The sequence below is a fragment of the Nocardia ninae NBRC 108245 genome, from assembly GCF_007990755.1.
Lineage (GTDB): Bacteria > Actinomycetota > Actinomycetes > Mycobacteriales > Mycobacteriaceae > Nocardia > Nocardia ninae.
Genome location: NZ_BJXA01000132.1, coordinates 1 through 14,847, shown reverse-complemented (window position 1 = coordinate 14,847; position 14,847 = coordinate 1). Strand labels below are relative to the sequence as shown.

Here is a 14,847-nt window from a genome sequence, read left to right as displayed (position 1 = left end):
GCCAGCGGCTTGGACGTCGCGGCGGCCCTCACCGGCCTCGCGCCCCGGCCCGATGTCATCGCCATCACCTCGGCCCGCGACCTCGCCATGGTGCGCACCGCGGTCTCGCACGGCGTTGTCCTCTATCTCTTGAAGCCGTTCACCTTCGCCGCTTTTCGCGACAAGCTGGACCGCTACCGCGAATTCCGCACGGCGCTGCCCGCAGGCGAGACCGCGGTCTCCCAGCACGACATCGACCGCGCCCTCAGCGCGCTACGTACCCCCGACCAACGCGCGACCACACCCAAAGGCGTTGCGCCGCAGACCCTCGACGAGATCTCCCGCACCGTCCGCGCCGCCCCCGAGGGCATCACCGCCGCCGACACCGCCACCACCATCGGCGTCTCCCGCATCACCGCGTGGCGCTACCTGGAAAAGCTGGCCGACGACGGATTGGTCACCCGCCGTTCGGATTACGGTCGCGCGGGGCGCCCCAAAACCCGCTACGTCTGGAAAACCCGAGCCTGACTCGCCGAAGTCCGCACAGGTCACCGGGCAGGTTCCCGGCGGCCCGTGCGGCGAGGTTCGTTGGCTGCAGTCAGTTATCGATACCGACGTTCGACGGCAGATTGTAGAAGGCGGGCTGCATCTCATGGAAATGTGAGAGCTCCCAGGCAGTTTGGTGCAATATGTCGGGGTCGACGGTGCTGAACGGCATCCAGCCCTCCTGATACCACCGGGTCGCTCCGTCCGCCGGCCTGCTCAGCGCTATCTCGGCAGTGCAGGGGGTAAATCCTTCTTGCAGCGCGCGACACGAGTCATAGATCAGGTACTGCACGTCGAGATCCCGGACGATCGGAATCATCTTCATGATGTTGCCGAGCGCGATCGGGAGGGCACGGATGATCTGGCCCTCGAGGCCCGGGCCTGCGACCTGACCGACGCCGATCATGGCATTGAGCAATTCGCTCAACGACTGGTCGGTGATCGGCCACCTGTTGCCCCGCAGCCCGATCCCGGTGTCGGAGACGTCCCGCCAGTCGATCGCGATGGAATTTCGGCCGTCCCAAGGGGATACCGCGTCGTTGCGGACCCGGCCCTGCACGGTTTGCCCGGTGCCGCCGGGGAACAGCCACGGCATGGCCTTGATCAGCGGATCGAAAACGCCGACCTCGGTGACGGGCGCGAAGAACCGATTGGTGATCGCGCCACCCTCGTTGGTCGGGGTGTAGAGCCGCTTGCCCGCCCAGACCAGCTGCCCCAGTTCTTCGGCAAGGCGCGCGAAAATACCTGTGCTGCAACCGAAGTGGTCCGTGATGGCCGGGGTGAGGAGTGCCTTCAGGGCGTTGGCAATCAGACCTTCGGGGATGTGCAGCCCCCATTCGAGGATGTTCATCACCGTGTCGAGACGTGAGCAGGTCGGCACCGCCAACGTCAGCGTGTTCTCGCCGAACATCGGCCCGCCCTGCCCGAGGAATTTGAAGATGTCGCGCTTGCGATCGTTGCTCGATACCCGGAACGCGACCATGGTCCGGCGCCAGTTGTCGTTGTAATTGGAGCAGGCTTCGCCCAATTCGTCCGAGGTCCGGTACATCGCACCGGGATTCGACGCCTTCCACGCCATCGCCAGCGCGTGCGAGCTGGGATTGACCGGGTCGGCGGCGTTCGGGGGCCGAATCGCCGCGGCTTGATCATGGTTCGGCACCAGGACGCAGTTGTCGGCCCAGTTCACGGCACCGTCGCTATCGAAGTCCTGCCAGTACAGCAGCTCCGAGCGGGGCGGCGGATCGTCTGCCGACCAGCCACCCGGCGGCGACTCGGGCAGGGCCACCGCGTCCGGTATCGGAACCGGCAGAACCGGAGCCTGGTCGGTGCAACCCCAGATGCCACACGCGACGGGGTCGATGGGGGGCTCTGGCGTTATGGGTGGTTGCGCTGCCGCAACCAGCGGCACGGTCGCCACTACGGCGGTGATCAACGCCGTGAATACCAACTGTCTGGGCATGTGGGTGCCACCCTTCGCGATTGGAGAGGACGAGTCATCAGCACGGATTGACCTGGGTTGAAGCTCCGACAGTTAGAAACTAAACATTCTCTAACTGAGGTTAAGCCGTACTTTAGACGCCCGACCTTTCGAATCGCAAGGATTGTCTCAGACAATTACCGAAGCGAGTCGCCTCAACGTCAGAGACCTCCCGATATCCCGCTGGCACCTACTGCCAATCCAGGCGCTACTACCTGCATATATAGCTCTCTGCCAACGTTGGAAGCAGTAACCCAGACAGGCAGATCCGTCTGGCGATCGAGCCGACGTCACGGATTTCGCCAAGTGCGCAGCATGACCACCGCGCGGTCCACAACGGGACCGCCGCGCGTCATCGACCCCCGCAGAGTGTCTACACCTCCCACAGGACGGGTCCGGGTCAGCCCTGTGAAAGATGTAGAGGCGCTGCGGGTTCTAGGCGGGCAGGTGGTTGTAACCGAAAATGTTGATGAAGTAGTTGCCGGGAATCAGTTGATTCATGGCATGCCACTGCCCGCCGGGGTCACGCTGGTAGTGACTGACGCCGAAACCCGCGTCGTAGCAGACGATGTCGGCGGTGCCGAACGGGCTCCAGTAGGCGCTGGTACCCGGGCGTGCGGGTTCGAACGGCGTTCGGAACTGGTGGCTACACGGGGTGATGCTCGGTTCGTAGATCGACGGTGCCGCCGTCGCGCTCGGTGCGGCACAGATGCCGACCGCCCCCGCGAAAGCTGCTGCGGCCAGCACCCGAGAAACAGACTTCCCCATAAACGTTCTCCTCAACTATTCCCATTGGCACAGTGAGCAAAGAAGCGATCCCGCGACGGAGCCCCGGGACCCTGGGCAGCACCCTGCCAGAAGCACCGTCGCGACGAAACCGTTTTTGAGGAGCGCCGATCAGACGTCGGTGGAGAAGCGGATCCCGCCGTCGGGGATCTCGACGCCCGGCCACACCCGCGCGCCCCGTAGTAGTTCGCAGCGCGCGCCGACGTGCGCACCGTCACCGATGACGCCGTCGCGCACCAGCGCGCGCGGGCCGATGCGGGCGCCGAACCCGATGATCGAGCGTTCGACGGTGGCCCCCGCCTCGATGACCGCGCCGTCGAAGATGACCGCGCCGTCGAGGCGAGCACCCGCGCCGACCTCGGCACCGCGGCCGACGACCGTGCCGCCGATGAGCAGTGCGCCGGGCGCGACACCCGCACCCGGATGGACCAGGGATTCACCGCGCTGGCCCGGCAGTGCGGGCGAGGGCGCGATGCCGCGGACCAGATCGGCGGAGCCGCGGACGAAGTCCTCCGGGGTACCCATGTCGCGCCAGTACGAGGTGTCGACGTGGCCCTGCACGCGGGCACCCTCGGCGAGCAGCTGCGGGAACACCTCGCGCTCCACCGAGACCGGGCGGCCCGCCGGGATCTTCTCGATGTATTCGCGGCGGAAGACGTAGCAGCCCGCGTTGATCTGATCGGTCGGCGGATCCTGGGTCTTCTCCAGGAACGCGGTGACCCGGCCGTTCTCGTCGGTCGGCACGCAGCCGAAGGCGCGCGGATCGCTCACCCGCACCAGATGCAGCGTGACATCGGCGTTCGTGGACTCGTGCGTGTCCAGCACCGCGCCGAGTTCGGTGCCGCCGAGCACGTCACCGTTGAACACCATCACGGTGTCGGCGCGCAGCTTGGGCAGCACGTTGCGGATACCGCCGCCGGTGCCGAGCGGCTCGGTCTCGGTGACGTACTCCAGCTCGAGGCCGAGCTCGGAGCCGTCACCGAAGTGGTCCTCGAACACCTCCGCCTTGAAGGAGGTGCCCAGCACCACGTGCGTGATCCCGGCCTCGGCGATCCGAGCGAGCAGATGCGTCAGGAACGGCAGTCCGGCCGTCGGTAGCATCGGCTTCGGTGCCGAGAGGGTCAGCGGGCGCAGTCGTGTGCCCTGCCCGCCCACCAGGATCACGGCGTCGGTGCCTGCATTTCCTGCCATTCAAGGTCCCCTGTTCACAGTGGATCGATTGTTGCTCGCGCGCCGATCGACACTCGGCTGCGCGCCAGTTCACTCGGGCCGCACCGATTGGTGCGGGCCCTACCTCGATTGTCGCTCGGCCGGGTGACCAGCGAGTCACGCTTTGCACCCTATTGGCTCGCGGTTTGCGCCTGCCAACTCGCGTCCTGCGCTTATCGGCTCTCGTCCTGCATTCGTCGACTCGCGCCCGACCGCTTTGGCTTGCGCCCTTCGCTTGTCGATCCGCGCCTACGCCTGCTGACTCGCGTCCTGCGCCTGTTGACGCAGCGCAGATCGAACCGCAATCCGGGAGCGCACCGCAAGTCCGGCCCGCAGCGCCAGCCGCAACGGCAGCTGCCACCAGTGCGGATGCCGATCGGCCTGGAACCGGTACGCGCTCGCGTGGTGCGCGGGCAGCATCACCTCGGGGTGCCGTCCCGCGGCGTGCCCCTTCGCGTGGGTGACCTCTGCGGACGGCACGAACACGTTGTGCCAGCCCGCCTTACCCATCCGGTCGCCGAAGTCGACGTCCTCCATGTACATGAAGTAGCGCGAGTCGAAGCCGTCGATCGAGTCGAACGCCGCGCGCCGCACCAGCAGGCAGGAGCCGGACAGCCAGCCGACGGCCCGCTCGGAGATCTCCTCGTTGTCCTGGCGGTAGCGCTGGGTCCACGGGTTCGTCTTCCACACCGTGCCGAGGATCGCGTGACCGGCGCCGTCGAGCAGACCGGGCACCCGGCGGGCGGAGGGGTAGACACTGCCGTCCGGTTCCAGCACCAGCGGGCCGAGCGCACCGGCCCGCGGCCAGCGCTTCGCGGCGGCGAGCAGCTGATCGATTGAGTCGGTGCCCCAGCGGATATCCGGGTTGGCGATCACCACGAACTCGATGTCCGGATCGATCTCGGCGACCGCCCGGTTGATCGCGCCGCCATAGCCGATATTGCCGCCGGTGCGCAGCAGCCGCACATGTGAATTGGCCTCGGCGATCAGCTCCGGCACCCCGTCGGTCGATCCGTTGTCCGCGAGGATCACCTGCGGTTTCTCGGTGGTGGCGGCAGCCAGCGTGGTGATGAAGTGCTCGAGGTGCTCGCCCGGTGAATAGGTCACCGTGACGACGGCCAGCCCCTTATGGGCGGAGTCGGATACGTCCACGGCCCGAGAGCCTAGTCGGACAACCGCGCGAGCGCGTCCCCCAGTGCCACCTGCCAGGGCCGCAGCGGCGTCAACCCGGCTTCATCCCAGGCCCGGTGCGACAACACCGAATATGCCGGGCGCGGTGCGGGTCTCGGAAACGCGGACGAGTCACAGGGCCGGACCCGTTCCGGATCGGCGCCGACACCCGCGAATACCGCCCGCGCCAGGTCGAACCAGCTGGCCTGGCCTGAGTTGGTGGCGTGCAGCAGCTGCGGCGCGTCCGGCCGGCCCGCGAGGTCCAGCAGCGCCGCCGCGAGATCGGCGGCGTAGGTGGGGGCGCCGAGCTGGTCGTTCACCACGTCGACGGTGTCGCGTTCGCGCTCCAACCGCAGCATGGTGGCGACGAAATCACTTCCGCGCCCGGCATATACCCACGCCGTGCGCACCACGTGCGACTGCGGGGCGAGGGTCAGCACAGCATGCTCGCCGGCCAGTTTGGACCGGCCGTAAACGCTGACCGGCCCGGTCGGATCGGTGGTCTCGTAGGGACGATCGTGCACGCCCGCGAACACGTAGTCGGTGGACAGGTGAATCAGCCTGGCACCCACTCGCGCGCAGGCGGTGGCGAGCACGGCCGGACCAGTCTCGTTGCCCGCGAAGGCCGCGGCCACGTCGGACTCGGCGCGGTCGACCGCGGTGTAAGCGGCGCAGTTGATCACCACATCGCCCGGTTCCAGGACGGCGGCGACCGCGGCCGCGTCGGTGATATCGAGGTCACGGCGGCCGAACGCGCGAGCGGCCGGCGCCAGGGCGAGCAGTTCCCGGCCGACCTGTCCACCTGCCCCGGTCACCACGAGGCGGGCGGGCGCGGCGGCGCCGGATGCTGTCGAAGCTGTCACGGGGTCGAGTCTGGCACGCCGCCACACCTGCGGATTGAGGGTGCCCGGGCCGGTATTCGTTAGCCTTCAGTCAGTTGCCCTCGGCGGACACCCGCCCGCGAACATGGGTTTGCTGAAAGGGTGCGGGGGCTACGGAAAGGTGGGGTGGTCGGTCGGACCGTGCTGTCGTAAGAGGCCCCGAGCGTGTCGAAAGGATGTCGTGTTGGCGAGAGGACACAAAGTAGCTGCGGCGGAGGGTTCCGGGTGACCCGGCCGCTCGGAGCGCTTGCGAGCCGCGAACGCGCGAGGCCACGCAGCGCGCAATCGCGGTTACCGGCGGGCGGTCCGCTGCGGGCCGGCGCCGCGGTGCTCGCGGTGGTGGTGCTCGTCATCACCGGCTTCGCCTGGCACAGCGTCGACAGCCTGATCTCCAACATCGAACGCATCGGCAATCTCGGCCTCGGCGGTGGGCGCGACGGCGCCGTCGACATCCTGCTGGTCGGCGTCGACAGCCGCACCGACGCGCACGGCAATCCGCTGAGCGACCGGGAGCGCGCGCTGCTGCACGCGGGCGACGAGGTCGGCACCAACACCGACACCATCGTGCTGATCCGGGTGCCGAACGACGGCCGGTCCGCGACCGCCATCTCCATCCCCCGCGACTCCTACGTCGACATTCCGGATCTCGGCAAGGGCAAGATCAATTCGGCGTACGGCGCGACCAAGGAGACAAAACGCCTCGAGCTGATGAACCAAGGCGTTCCGGAGGCCGACGCGGACAAGCAGTCCACCCAGGCGGGTCGCCAGGCGTTGATCAAGTCCGTGGCCAACCTCACCGGCATCAGCGTCGATCACTACGCCGAGGTGAGCCTGCTCGGTTTCGTGCTGCTCACCGACGCGGTGGGCGGGGTCGAGGTGTGCCTGAACAATCCGGTCGACGAATGGATGTCCGGCGCCGACTTCCCGGCGGGCCGCCAACGCCTCGACGGCCCGGCCGCGTTGAGTTTCGTGCGGCAGCGGCACAATCTGCCGCGCGGTGACCTCGATCGCATTGTGCGCCAGCAGGTATTCATGGCGCAGCTGGTCGGGCAGGTGCTCAACGCGAAGACGCTCAGTAATCCGGGGCGGATGAAACAGCTCAGCGACGCGGTCGGGCGCACCGTCGTGCTCGACGACGACTGGGACGTGCTCGCGTTCCTGCAGCAGTTGCAGGATCTCTCGGGCGGTCAGGTGAAATTCGAGACCATTCCGGTCACCGACCTGAATTACCTGACCACCAGCGGTGAATCGGTGGTGCGGGTCGATCCGGCCGCGGTGAAGTCATATGTGGGCTCGCTGGTCGACGGTAAGGCCGCCGAGCCGGAGTCGGACGAGCCCGCCCTGGACCCGGCCACGGTGACCGTCAGCGTGTACAACGCCAGCGGCATCGGCGGCCTGGCCGGTCAGGTCGCACAGGCGTTGAGCGGTAAGGGATTCCACGAGGGTTTGGTCGGCAACTACACCGGCCCGAATGTGTCCAGCAGCCGGGTGCTCGCCGCGAAGACTTCCGACGCGAAAGCCAAGGCGGTGGCCAAGGCGCTCGGTGGGCTGCCGGTGCTCGCGGATACGACGCTGTCGCCGGATTCGGTGAGCGTTGTGCTGGCGAGCGACTATTCTGGTCCGGGCTCGGCGGCAGGAAGCATGTTCGACTTCTCCGGAATGTCGAGCACCACCGCGACGCCAGTCCCGCCCGCCCCACCGATCGACGCAGGCCAGAACGGACCGAAATGCGTGAATTAGACAATGCGTGAATTCGACAAGGCACTCACCCTCACCGAGAAAGTGCTCGATCCGATTCTCGCGCGGGACCCAGCGGGGCCGCGCGTCACCTACTACGACGACGCCACCGGAGCCAGGATCGAACTGTCCGGGCTCACCCTGGCGAACTGGGCGGCCAAGACGGCCAACCTGATTCGCGACGAGTTCGGCCTGAGTCCCGGCGCCCGGATCGCGGTGTTGCTGCCCGCGCACTGGCAGACCGCCGCCGTGCTGCTCGGCTGCTGGTGGGCGGGCACCGAGGTGGTGCTGCGCCCCGACGAGCACGCCGAGCTGGCCCTGGTGACACCCGACCGGCTCGACGACGCGGACGGCGTCGCCGAGGTCGCGGCGCTGTCACTGGACGCCATGGGCGCGCCGGTGCGCGACCTCCCGATCGGCGTCACCGACTTCGCGACCTCCGTGCGGGTGCATGGCGATCAGTTCCTGCCGGGCGGCGCGGGTGCCGCGCTGGACGGCATGCCGGTGGCCGAGGTGCTCGCCGAAGCGAAGAAATCGGCCATGCGGCAAGGATTTTCCGAGGGCGACCGGGTGCTGTCGAGCACGCCGTGGGACACCCCCGCCGAACTGATCGACGGCTACGTGGCGGTGCTCGCCGCAGGCGCCTCCCTCGTCCAGGTCGTCAACCCCGACCCGGCCTTGCGCGACCGCCGCATCGAAACCGAACGCGTCACCGCGCAACGCGCCTGACCAGCCGCATACTTTCTGATTTCCCGCAGAGGCAATCGCATGCGATTCGGTCTGCACGAAATCAGAAAGTGTGCGGCCATCTTGGCTAACCTCGACAGCATCTCCTACCACGGTATAGGCGGAAGTCCGACTAGGGGACGTTCCACATTCTGGCCGGGTTCCGTACGGTGGACTTATCGCACAACGACGGAGTTGGTGAATGATGAAGCCGCAGTATTGGTTCCGCTGGTTGTCCGTTCAAGGCGCGCCTCGGTTGGTGTTGCGCCGCCAAGCCAAGCGCGGTGACGCGTTCGCCGAACTGATGGGCGGGCCCGGTGGGTTCGCCGATCCGTATCCGCTCATCGAGCGGTTGCGCGGCCGGGGCAGGCTGATCCGCACCTCGATCTCCTGGGCCACCTTCGACCACGAGCTGTGCCGAGCCATCCTGCGCGACAACCGATTCGGTGTGCGCACCACCGAAAGCTTCGACATCCCCGGCCCGCTCCAGAAGCTGGCCAACTACTTCCCGTTGCCGCCGAACCCGGTGGAACCACCGTCGATGCTGGTGATCAACCCACCCGAGCACACGAAGATGCGCAAGCCGGTCGCCTCCGCGTTCACCCCGCGGGCCATCGGCAGGCTGCGCGACCGCGTCGAATCGGTCACCGCGGAACTACTCGACGCGCTGCCCGCCGGCGGGTCCGCCGATCTGATCACCGCCTTCGCCGCTCAGGTCCCGATCGCGATCATCTCCGAAATGCTCGGCTTCCCCGACTCGGACAAGGACCGGTTCCTGCACTGGGGCGATGAACTGACACCGCTGCTCGATGTCGGCATCTCCTGGCGCGCCCACCAGCGCGCGTTGCAGGCCATGGAGGTGATGAACGCCTACTTCGACGAACACATCGCGCGTCTGCGCCGCACCCCGGGTGACGACATTCTGAGCTCCCTGGTCACTGCGGGCGAACTGGACCTGTTCGAGCTCAAGGCCTCCGCGAGCCTGCTGATGGGCGCGGGCTTCGAGACCACCGTGAACCTGATCGGCAACGGCGTGGTCCAGCTGCTGGATCATCCCGAGCAGCTGGCGCGGCTGTGCGCCGAACCCGAGCTGTGGCCCAACGCGATCGAAGAGGTGTTGCGCTTCGACTCGCCGGTCCAGACGACGGCGCGCACCGCGATGTGCGACGTGGAGATCGCCGGCCAGCGGCTGCGCGCCGGCGACACGGTCGTCCTGTCGCTGGCCGGCGCCAATCGCGACCCCGCGGTGTTCGCCGAGCCGGACCGTTTCGACATCGGCCGCGCGAATGCCAAGGAGCACTTGTCGTTCAGCAACGGCATCCACGTTTGCCTGGGTGCCAGCCTGGCCCGCATGGAGGGCGTCTACGCGCTGCAAGCTCTGTTCGAACGGTTCCCCGACTTGCAACTGGACGGGCCACCGCAACGCCGGAAGCTGTTCACCCTGCACGGATATGAGCAGCTGCCGGTCCGCCTCGGGCGGCGCGCACCCGCCCCCGAACCGACCACCGTCTGACTCGCCGAGCGGCTCGGTACCTACGAGCCGCACTGCAAGACAACAGTTTTCAGCTGAAACCGACAGCTTGTGCACCCCAGGCGGTGTGCAGTTCCGCGTCGGGGTCGTCCACCACCCGATCGACCGTGTCGATCAGCAGCGTGGTGCGCGTGTCCGGACGGTACGGCGGCCAATGTTTCGAACCGTCCAGCGCGGCAGGCACCCCGTGGGTGGCGAAGGCCAACCAGCGCCGCATCATTCGGCCGGACACCTCCATGGCCACCTTGCGGCCGCCGAGCCAGAACGTCGGGTCGTGGTTGAACGAACCGAAATTGCCGAAGACATAAGGCAATTCGGTCGCGTGCCCCGCGCCGACCCGGGCCGCGCGCAGCATCGGCGTCGCGTGGTCGAAGCGGTACATCCAGGTCGGTGAGTGCTGCGCGTGCGCGTCGGCCACCCAGTGCGCAGGCATCCGGAACGCGGCGTCGCCGGACATGGCCAGCGCGCCCCTGGTCTTGTCCAGATCCGGGTAGGCCGAGGTGATTTCGGCGATCCGCTCGTGCGAGAGCTCCGGGTGGCTGGCCGCCACATCGTTGAGCATCGCGTTCACCGCGTCCGGGGTCACCGGCATGATCGGCGACCGGAACACCCGGAACAGCGAGGCCTCGTCCTTGTTGGCGCCGATCATCAGCGGCACCCGGTGCGAACGCCCGTGCTGGAACCGCTCGATCGGATAGGTCGGCAGCAGATCGCCGTCGACCACCGGCGCCGCCGCCAGCCTGCCCGGCTCCTTCAACGGGATCTCGTCCAGCAGGATGCCCGCGACCTCTACGATCTTCTCGACCGGCCAGTCGAGCAGTTCGACGGCCCTGGCGGCGGGCAGTTCCAGCAGTTCCAGGAATCGCCGCGCCACCGCGGCCGCCCGCTCCTGGCCGAAGACCGTGGTGGCGGGCGGGCTCTGCGCGATGGCCTTGTGGAACAGCCCGGCCGCGCGCGGCGAGGTCAATAGCGCGGTAACGCAACCCGCGCCGGACGATTCGCCGAACAGCGTGACATTGCCGGGGTCGCCGCCGAACGCGGCGATGTTGTCGCGCACCCATTCCAGCGCGGCGATCTGGTCGTGCAGACCGAGATTCGGCGTGAACGGGCCGGGCAGCGAGGACAGATCGAGGAAACCGAGCGCGCCGAGCCGGTAGTTCACGGTGACCACGACGACGTCACCGGTCTCGGCCAGCTTGCGGCCGTCGTAGATGCCCTGCGCGGCCGTGCCGAGGCAGTAGGCGCCACCGTGCAACCAGACCAGCACCGGACGCGGTTCGCCCGTGTCGAAGGTGTGCACCAGGTCGCCGACGTCGCGCCGGGGTGACCACACGTTCAGCCAGAGGCAGTCCTCGCCCATCCGCAGGTCGGAGTCGACGGGGACCATATTGCCCATGGTCTGCGGCGCGATCTCGCCGAAGGTGGCGCAGTCGCGGATCCCGCCCCACTCCGGCGCCGGCCGCGGCGGCAGGAACCGATGGTGCCCGCTCGGCGGCGCCGCATAGGGAATGCTGCGCCATACCGCCACCGGGCCGTCCCAGCGGCCGCGTACCTCACCCGAAGTCGTGGTGACGACTGGCTCGGCGCCGCGCACTTCCCAGCCCGCTTCCTTCTCGAACTGAGCAGTCATTGTTCGCACCTCCTGCCAGCGATCCATCGGTGTGCTGCCGGTTTGCTCCAGCTGGCCGCGCACCGCGCGATCTCCTATTCGAGGGTACTTACCCACCGGCGACCTGGATATGCGACGCACCAAGCTGAGATCGCGACGGTACGCTTGACCGATGCCGAGCTACAGCTACCGGTGCCGCAGTTGCGGCGACACCTTCGAGGTGAACCGACCGATGGCGGAGTCGTCGAATCCGGCGTCCTGCCCCGCGGGCCATGCCGACACAGTCAAGCTGCTGACCACGTTTGCCACGGTCAGCCGTGGTGGCACGGCTCCGGCGCCGAGCCAGGCCGCGCCGCAGCGCGGTGGCGGCTGCTGCGGTGGCGGCTGCTGCGGCTGAGTCTCGCCACGGAATCGCCTGGGAGGCTCAGCACCGCAGCCGCCGGGTTCAGTCGCGCCGATCCGCGTGGCCGAGATCACGGTCCGGCGCGACCCGGTCGCGCACCCGCTGCTTCAACACCGCGATATCGGGAAAACCGCCGTCGGCCTTGCGTTCCCACACCTGCCCGCCGTCGACGGTGATCCGGAACAGGCCGCCCGTCGCCGGAATCAGTGCCACCTCACCGAGTTCGGTGCCGAAGGTGCTCAGTAGTTCCTGCGCCATCCAGCTCGCGCGCAACAGCCAGCGGCACTGGGTGCAGTACTCGATCGCGACACGGGACATGGTGGCTCACGCTACCGTTCGGGCCCGCGCCGCGCCGCACGCACTCACGCCTCGATCTCACCGTCCAGGTAGACCCAGGCGCCGTCCGCGCGCAGGAACCTGCTGACCTCGTGCAGTGCGCCGCGCGACCCATCCGCCCGATAGTGCGCGACGAACTCGACCAAGCCGGTCTCGTCGAACAGCCCGCCGTCGGCGGTGCGCAGTATCTCCAGGAACAACCAGCGCTGGCCGGGATCGAGCTCTAGCTCGGCGGGCCTGGTGCGCGGATGCCACGATTGGCGTAGATAGTCGGTGTCCCCTACCGCGAAAGCGGTGTAGCGCGAACGCATCAACGCCTCGGCGGTCGCCGCCGCCCGCTTTCCGTTCAGCACCGGCCCGCAGCAGTCGTCGAAGGCCTCGCCCCGGCCACACGGACACATCCGGGTCCCACTCATGTCCCCGATTCTCGCGTGCCGCCCCCGGCGAAGGTCCGGCCGGGTGGCCTGTTCCGCCGCGGCGGCGGCGGTCATCCCGACTCGACGCTGGTCATCTCGACTCGACAGCGGCCAGCGCGCCTGCGATCGCCACGGTCTGTTCGCGCCAACGGCGCAGGTCGGTGACGCTGGGCGCCAACTCGTAGTCGTGGTGATGCGCGGCCCGCGACAGCGCCGCCCACAGCGCGGCCACCTGCGCCGCCACCTCGGGTCCGGCGAAGGTGCGCAGCGCGATCAGCTGGGCGCGCATCGGGCAGCGCATCAGCGCCGGGGCGAGCCGCCCCCACAGCTCATCGACGGACTGCTCCAACGCGATTCGCAGAATCCAGGCGGTGGCGCGGGACCACAGCCCGCCCGCGTCGGTCACCGCGCCGGCCAGCAGACGGTCCACGGTGTCGAGCCGCTCGGCCACGGACGGCCGCGGGCGTTTGGGTCCTTTCGCGGGTCCGCGTTTGGCTCCGCGCCCACCGATCGGTCCGCGGCGCGGTCCACGCTGCGCGCTCATGCTCGTGCCTCGCTGCTACTCGGCCCCGGCCTGCGCCAATCGCCCCAACGCATTCGGGTGCCGCGCTTGCCGATGCCCGCACCTCGCCGATGCTCGATTCCCGCGCGCGCGGGGCGCCTCTGCAACCTGCTGTGCTCGCACCTGGCCGCACTCCGCTCCGGCCTGCGCCGGTGCCACGCTGTCAGCGTGCGAGCCATGCGACGAATCTTTCGGTCTCCGTGATCAATTCGCGCATGCTGCGGCCGATCGGCACGTGCGCGCCTGCGGTGGCGTCGCGCAACGCCTCGACCACCCATTTCCCTTCGCGCGCGACCAGATGCTTGTTGAGATCGTCGACCTTGCCACCGACACCCATCACCGCGAGAGCCACCTTCGCCCTGGTGGATTGGGCCGCGTCGATGTGGCGCTCCACCTCGCGATGGTTCATGCCGTCGGCGAGCAAGGTGCGCCTGGCCCGGCCGAGGCTCGCGGCTTCCACCGCGGAGCGACAGCAGGTGGCGACGAGTTCGTCGGCGATGGCCTGCGGCAGTTGCGGGGTACGCACGAGGGCGCGCGCGTCATCGAGGTAGCGGCGGACCGGGTCGCTGGACACCCGGACCTCGACCACCGAACGATCCCGGCGCTGCACCTCCAGCACGGTGGCGTCGAGCTGCATCCGGCGTACAGCCTCGGCGAGGCGCTCGTCGTGGGTGAAGACGACCACCTGCCGCGTCCACGCGACGGCGGCGAGCACCCTGGCCAGGCCGTCCACCTTCGCCGGGTCCATCGCCTGCACCGGGTCGTCGATCATCACGAAGCGGAACGGGCTCTCCTCGACCGTGGCCCGCGGCAGGAACAGCGACAGCCCGAGCGCGTGCAGCTCACCCTGGCTCATCACGCCGAGCGCGGCGCCGTCCACCTCGTCGACGGTGACGTCGAGCAGCACCCGGCGCGCGGTTCCGGCGTTGCCCTGCAAGCGAATAGCGCCGAGCTCGACATTGCTCTGCTGGCGCAGCGTCTGCCAGACCCAGCGCGCGGTCGTCTCCAGCGGCGTCATGCGTTCGCCGCGCAGGCCCGCGGTGGCGGACTTGAGCCAGTCCTCGGCCTTCTTGACGGTGCGTAGTTCGGCCGCGTGCGCGGCGACCTCGCGGGCACCCTCCAGCCAGCTCACGATGCGCGGCACCAACGGGGTCCACACCTCGTCGAGCCGGTCCAGTTCCTTACGGGTGCCCTGCTGCACCAGGTTGAGTTCGTCGACCAGCCGGGCATGCGCGCCGCGTAGCCGGTCCGGCAGGTCGGGGGTGTAGTCGGCGGAGGTGAGCGCGGCCCAGTCGGCCCAGGCCCGGCGCACGGCGGAGGTGTCCACCGAGGGCGGGTTGCGCGGGTCGAAATCCAGTTCCGGCGGAACGAGATCCGGCAGCGAACGCGCCGCGCGCAGCGCCTGGCCGAGTTCGGTGCGTGCGGTGGTCAGCGCGTCGACGCGGGCGGCGAGGGTGGCGATCGAGGCGTCCGCCGCCC

Annotated in this window: 15 protein-coding genes; 5 read left to right on the top strand and 10 right to left on the bottom strand. The window is 68.5% G+C overall.

Annotation, left to right across the window (positions count from 1 at the left end; all coding sequences use genetic code 11):
- The coding region (locus tag NN4_RS42855) for a winged helix-turn-helix transcriptional regulator (RefSeq protein ID WP_147143705.1) at positions 1 to 507 on the top strand (507 nt) is incomplete at its 5' end.
- 70 nt (positions 508 to 577) lie between these two features.
- On the opposite strand, the gene NN4_RS42850 is transcribed toward NN4_RS42855, so the two are convergent.
- From NN4_RS42850 to rfbD, 5 genes are all read right to left on the bottom strand, one after another.
- Entirely contained in the window at positions 578 to 1,984 is a 1,407-nt protein-coding gene (locus tag NN4_RS42850) for a hypothetical protein (protein WP_147143702.1), read from the bottom strand.
- Positions 1,985 to 2,437: 453 nt separating this feature from the next.
- Positions 2,438 to 2,770 (bottom strand): hypothetical protein, encoded by a 333-nt coding sequence (locus tag NN4_RS42845; protein WP_147143699.1) that lies wholly within the window; start codon positions 2,768 to 2,770, stop codon positions 2,438 to 2,440.
- Positions 2,771 to 2,899: 129 nt separating this feature from the next.
- Positions 2,900 to 3,979, bottom strand: a complete 1,080-nt coding sequence (gene manB / locus NN4_RS42840; RefSeq protein ID WP_135233055.1) for a mannose-1-phosphate guanylyltransferase — start codon at positions 3,977 to 3,979, stop codon at positions 2,900 to 2,902.
- Positions 3,980 to 4,246: 267 nt separating this feature from the next.
- Positions 4,247 to 5,149, bottom strand: coding sequence for a glycosyltransferase family 2 protein (locus NN4_RS42835; protein WP_186818902.1), 903 nt, complete (start codon positions 5,147 to 5,149; stop codon positions 4,247 to 4,249).
- Between the two features lie 11 nt (positions 5,150 to 5,160).
- Positions 5,161 to 6,030, bottom strand: coding sequence for a dTDP-4-dehydrorhamnose reductase (gene rfbD / locus NN4_RS42830; protein WP_147143697.1), 870 nt, complete (start codon positions 6,028 to 6,030; stop codon positions 5,161 to 5,163).
- Positions 6,031 to 6,357: 327 nt separating this feature from the next.
- Here rfbD and NN4_RS42825 point away from each other — a divergent pair, with 327 nt between their 5' ends.
- From NN4_RS42825 to NN4_RS42815, 3 genes are all read left to right on the top strand, one after another.
- Entirely contained in the window at positions 6,358 to 7,788 is a 1,431-nt protein-coding gene (locus tag NN4_RS42825; protein WP_147143714.1) for an LCP family protein, read from the top strand.
- 3 nt (positions 7,789 to 7,791) lie between these two features.
- Positions 7,792 to 8,514 carry a TIGR03089 family protein gene (locus tag NN4_RS42820; RefSeq protein ID WP_147143694.1) on the top strand — a complete coding sequence of 241 codons (723 nt, stop codon included), beginning with the start codon at positions 7,792 to 7,794 and terminating at the stop codon, positions 8,512 to 8,514.
- A 202-nt stretch (positions 8,515 to 8,716) separates the two neighbouring features.
- Positions 8,717 to 10,024, top strand: coding sequence for a cytochrome P450 (locus tag NN4_RS42815; RefSeq protein WP_147143711.1), 1,308 nt, complete (start codon positions 8,717 to 8,719; stop codon positions 10,022 to 10,024).
- Positions 10,025 to 10,073: 49 nt separating this feature from the next.
- On the opposite strand, the gene NN4_RS42810 is transcribed toward NN4_RS42815, so the two are convergent.
- Positions 10,074 to 11,672, bottom strand: coding sequence for a carboxylesterase/lipase family protein (locus tag NN4_RS42810; RefSeq protein ID WP_186818901.1), 1,599 nt, complete (start codon positions 11,670 to 11,672; stop codon positions 10,074 to 10,076).
- Positions 11,673 to 11,823: 151 nt separating this feature from the next.
- Here NN4_RS42810 and NN4_RS42805 point away from each other — a divergent pair, with 151 nt between their 5' ends.
- The gene (locus NN4_RS42805) at positions 11,824 to 12,048 is read left to right on the top strand and encodes an FmdB family zinc ribbon protein (RefSeq protein WP_147143691.1); all 225 of its coding nucleotides are present in this window, start codon (positions 11,824 to 11,826) and stop codon (positions 12,046 to 12,048) included.
- Between the two features lie 48 nt (positions 12,049 to 12,096).
- Here NN4_RS42805 and NN4_RS42800 read toward each other — a convergent pair whose 3' ends face one another.
- The 4 genes from NN4_RS42800 to NN4_RS42785 all read right to left on the bottom strand — a co-directional run.
- Entirely contained in the window at positions 12,097 to 12,372 is a 276-nt protein-coding gene (locus tag NN4_RS42800) for an Rdx family protein (RefSeq protein ID WP_147143688.1), read from the bottom strand.
- Between the two features lie 44 nt (positions 12,373 to 12,416).
- A complete protein-coding gene (locus tag NN4_RS42795) occupies positions 12,417 to 12,806 on the bottom strand; it encodes a YchJ family protein (protein ID WP_234391231.1) in 390 nt (129 codons plus the stop codon).
- A 91-nt stretch (positions 12,807 to 12,897) separates the two neighbouring features.
- Positions 12,898 to 13,350: a hypothetical protein gene (locus NN4_RS42790; RefSeq protein WP_147143685.1), complete on the bottom strand. Its 453-nt coding sequence runs from the start codon at positions 13,348 to 13,350 to the stop codon at positions 12,898 to 12,900.
- 181 nt (positions 13,351 to 13,531) lie between these two features.
- Positions 13,532 to 14,847, bottom strand: a 1,316-nt coding sequence (locus tag NN4_RS42785; protein WP_503826352.1) for an AAA family ATPase, incomplete at its 5' end; no start/stop codon positions are given.

Coding starts and splice junctions, on each gene's coding strand:
- NN4_RS42850 (WP_147143702.1), bottom strand. CDS start 1,984: ATGCCCAGACAGTTGGTATTCACGGCGTTGATCACCGCCGTAGTGGCG.
- NN4_RS42845 (WP_147143699.1), bottom strand. CDS start 2,770: ATGGGGAAGTCTGTTTCTCGGGTGCTGGCCGCAGCAGCTTTCGCGGGG.
- manB (WP_135233055.1), bottom strand. CDS start 3,979: ATGGCAGGAAATGCAGGCACCGACGCCGTGATCCTGGTGGGCGGGCAG.
- NN4_RS42820 (WP_147143694.1), top strand. CDS start 7,792: ATGCGTGAATTCGACAAGGCACTCACCCTCACCGAGAAAGTGCTCGAT.
- NN4_RS42815 (WP_147143711.1), top strand. CDS start 8,717: ATGAAGCCGCAGTATTGGTTCCGCTGGTTGTCCGTTCAAGGCGCGCCT.
- NN4_RS42810 (WP_186818901.1), bottom strand. CDS start 11,672: ATGACTGCTCAGTTCGAGAAGGAAGCGGGCTGGGAAGTGCGCGGCGCC.
- NN4_RS42805 (WP_147143691.1), top strand. CDS start 11,824: ATGCCGAGCTACAGCTACCGGTGCCGCAGTTGCGGCGACACCTTCGAG.
- NN4_RS42800 (WP_147143688.1), bottom strand. CDS start 12,372: ATGTCCCGTGTCGCGATCGAGTACTGCACCCAGTGCCGCTGGCTGTTG.
- NN4_RS42795 (WP_234391231.1), bottom strand. CDS start 12,806: ATGAGTGGGACCCGGATGTGTCCGTGTGGCCGGGGCGAGGCCTTCGAC.
- NN4_RS42790 (WP_147143685.1), bottom strand. CDS start 13,350: ATGAGCGCGCAGCGTGGACCGCGCCGCGGACCGATCGGTGGGCGCGGA.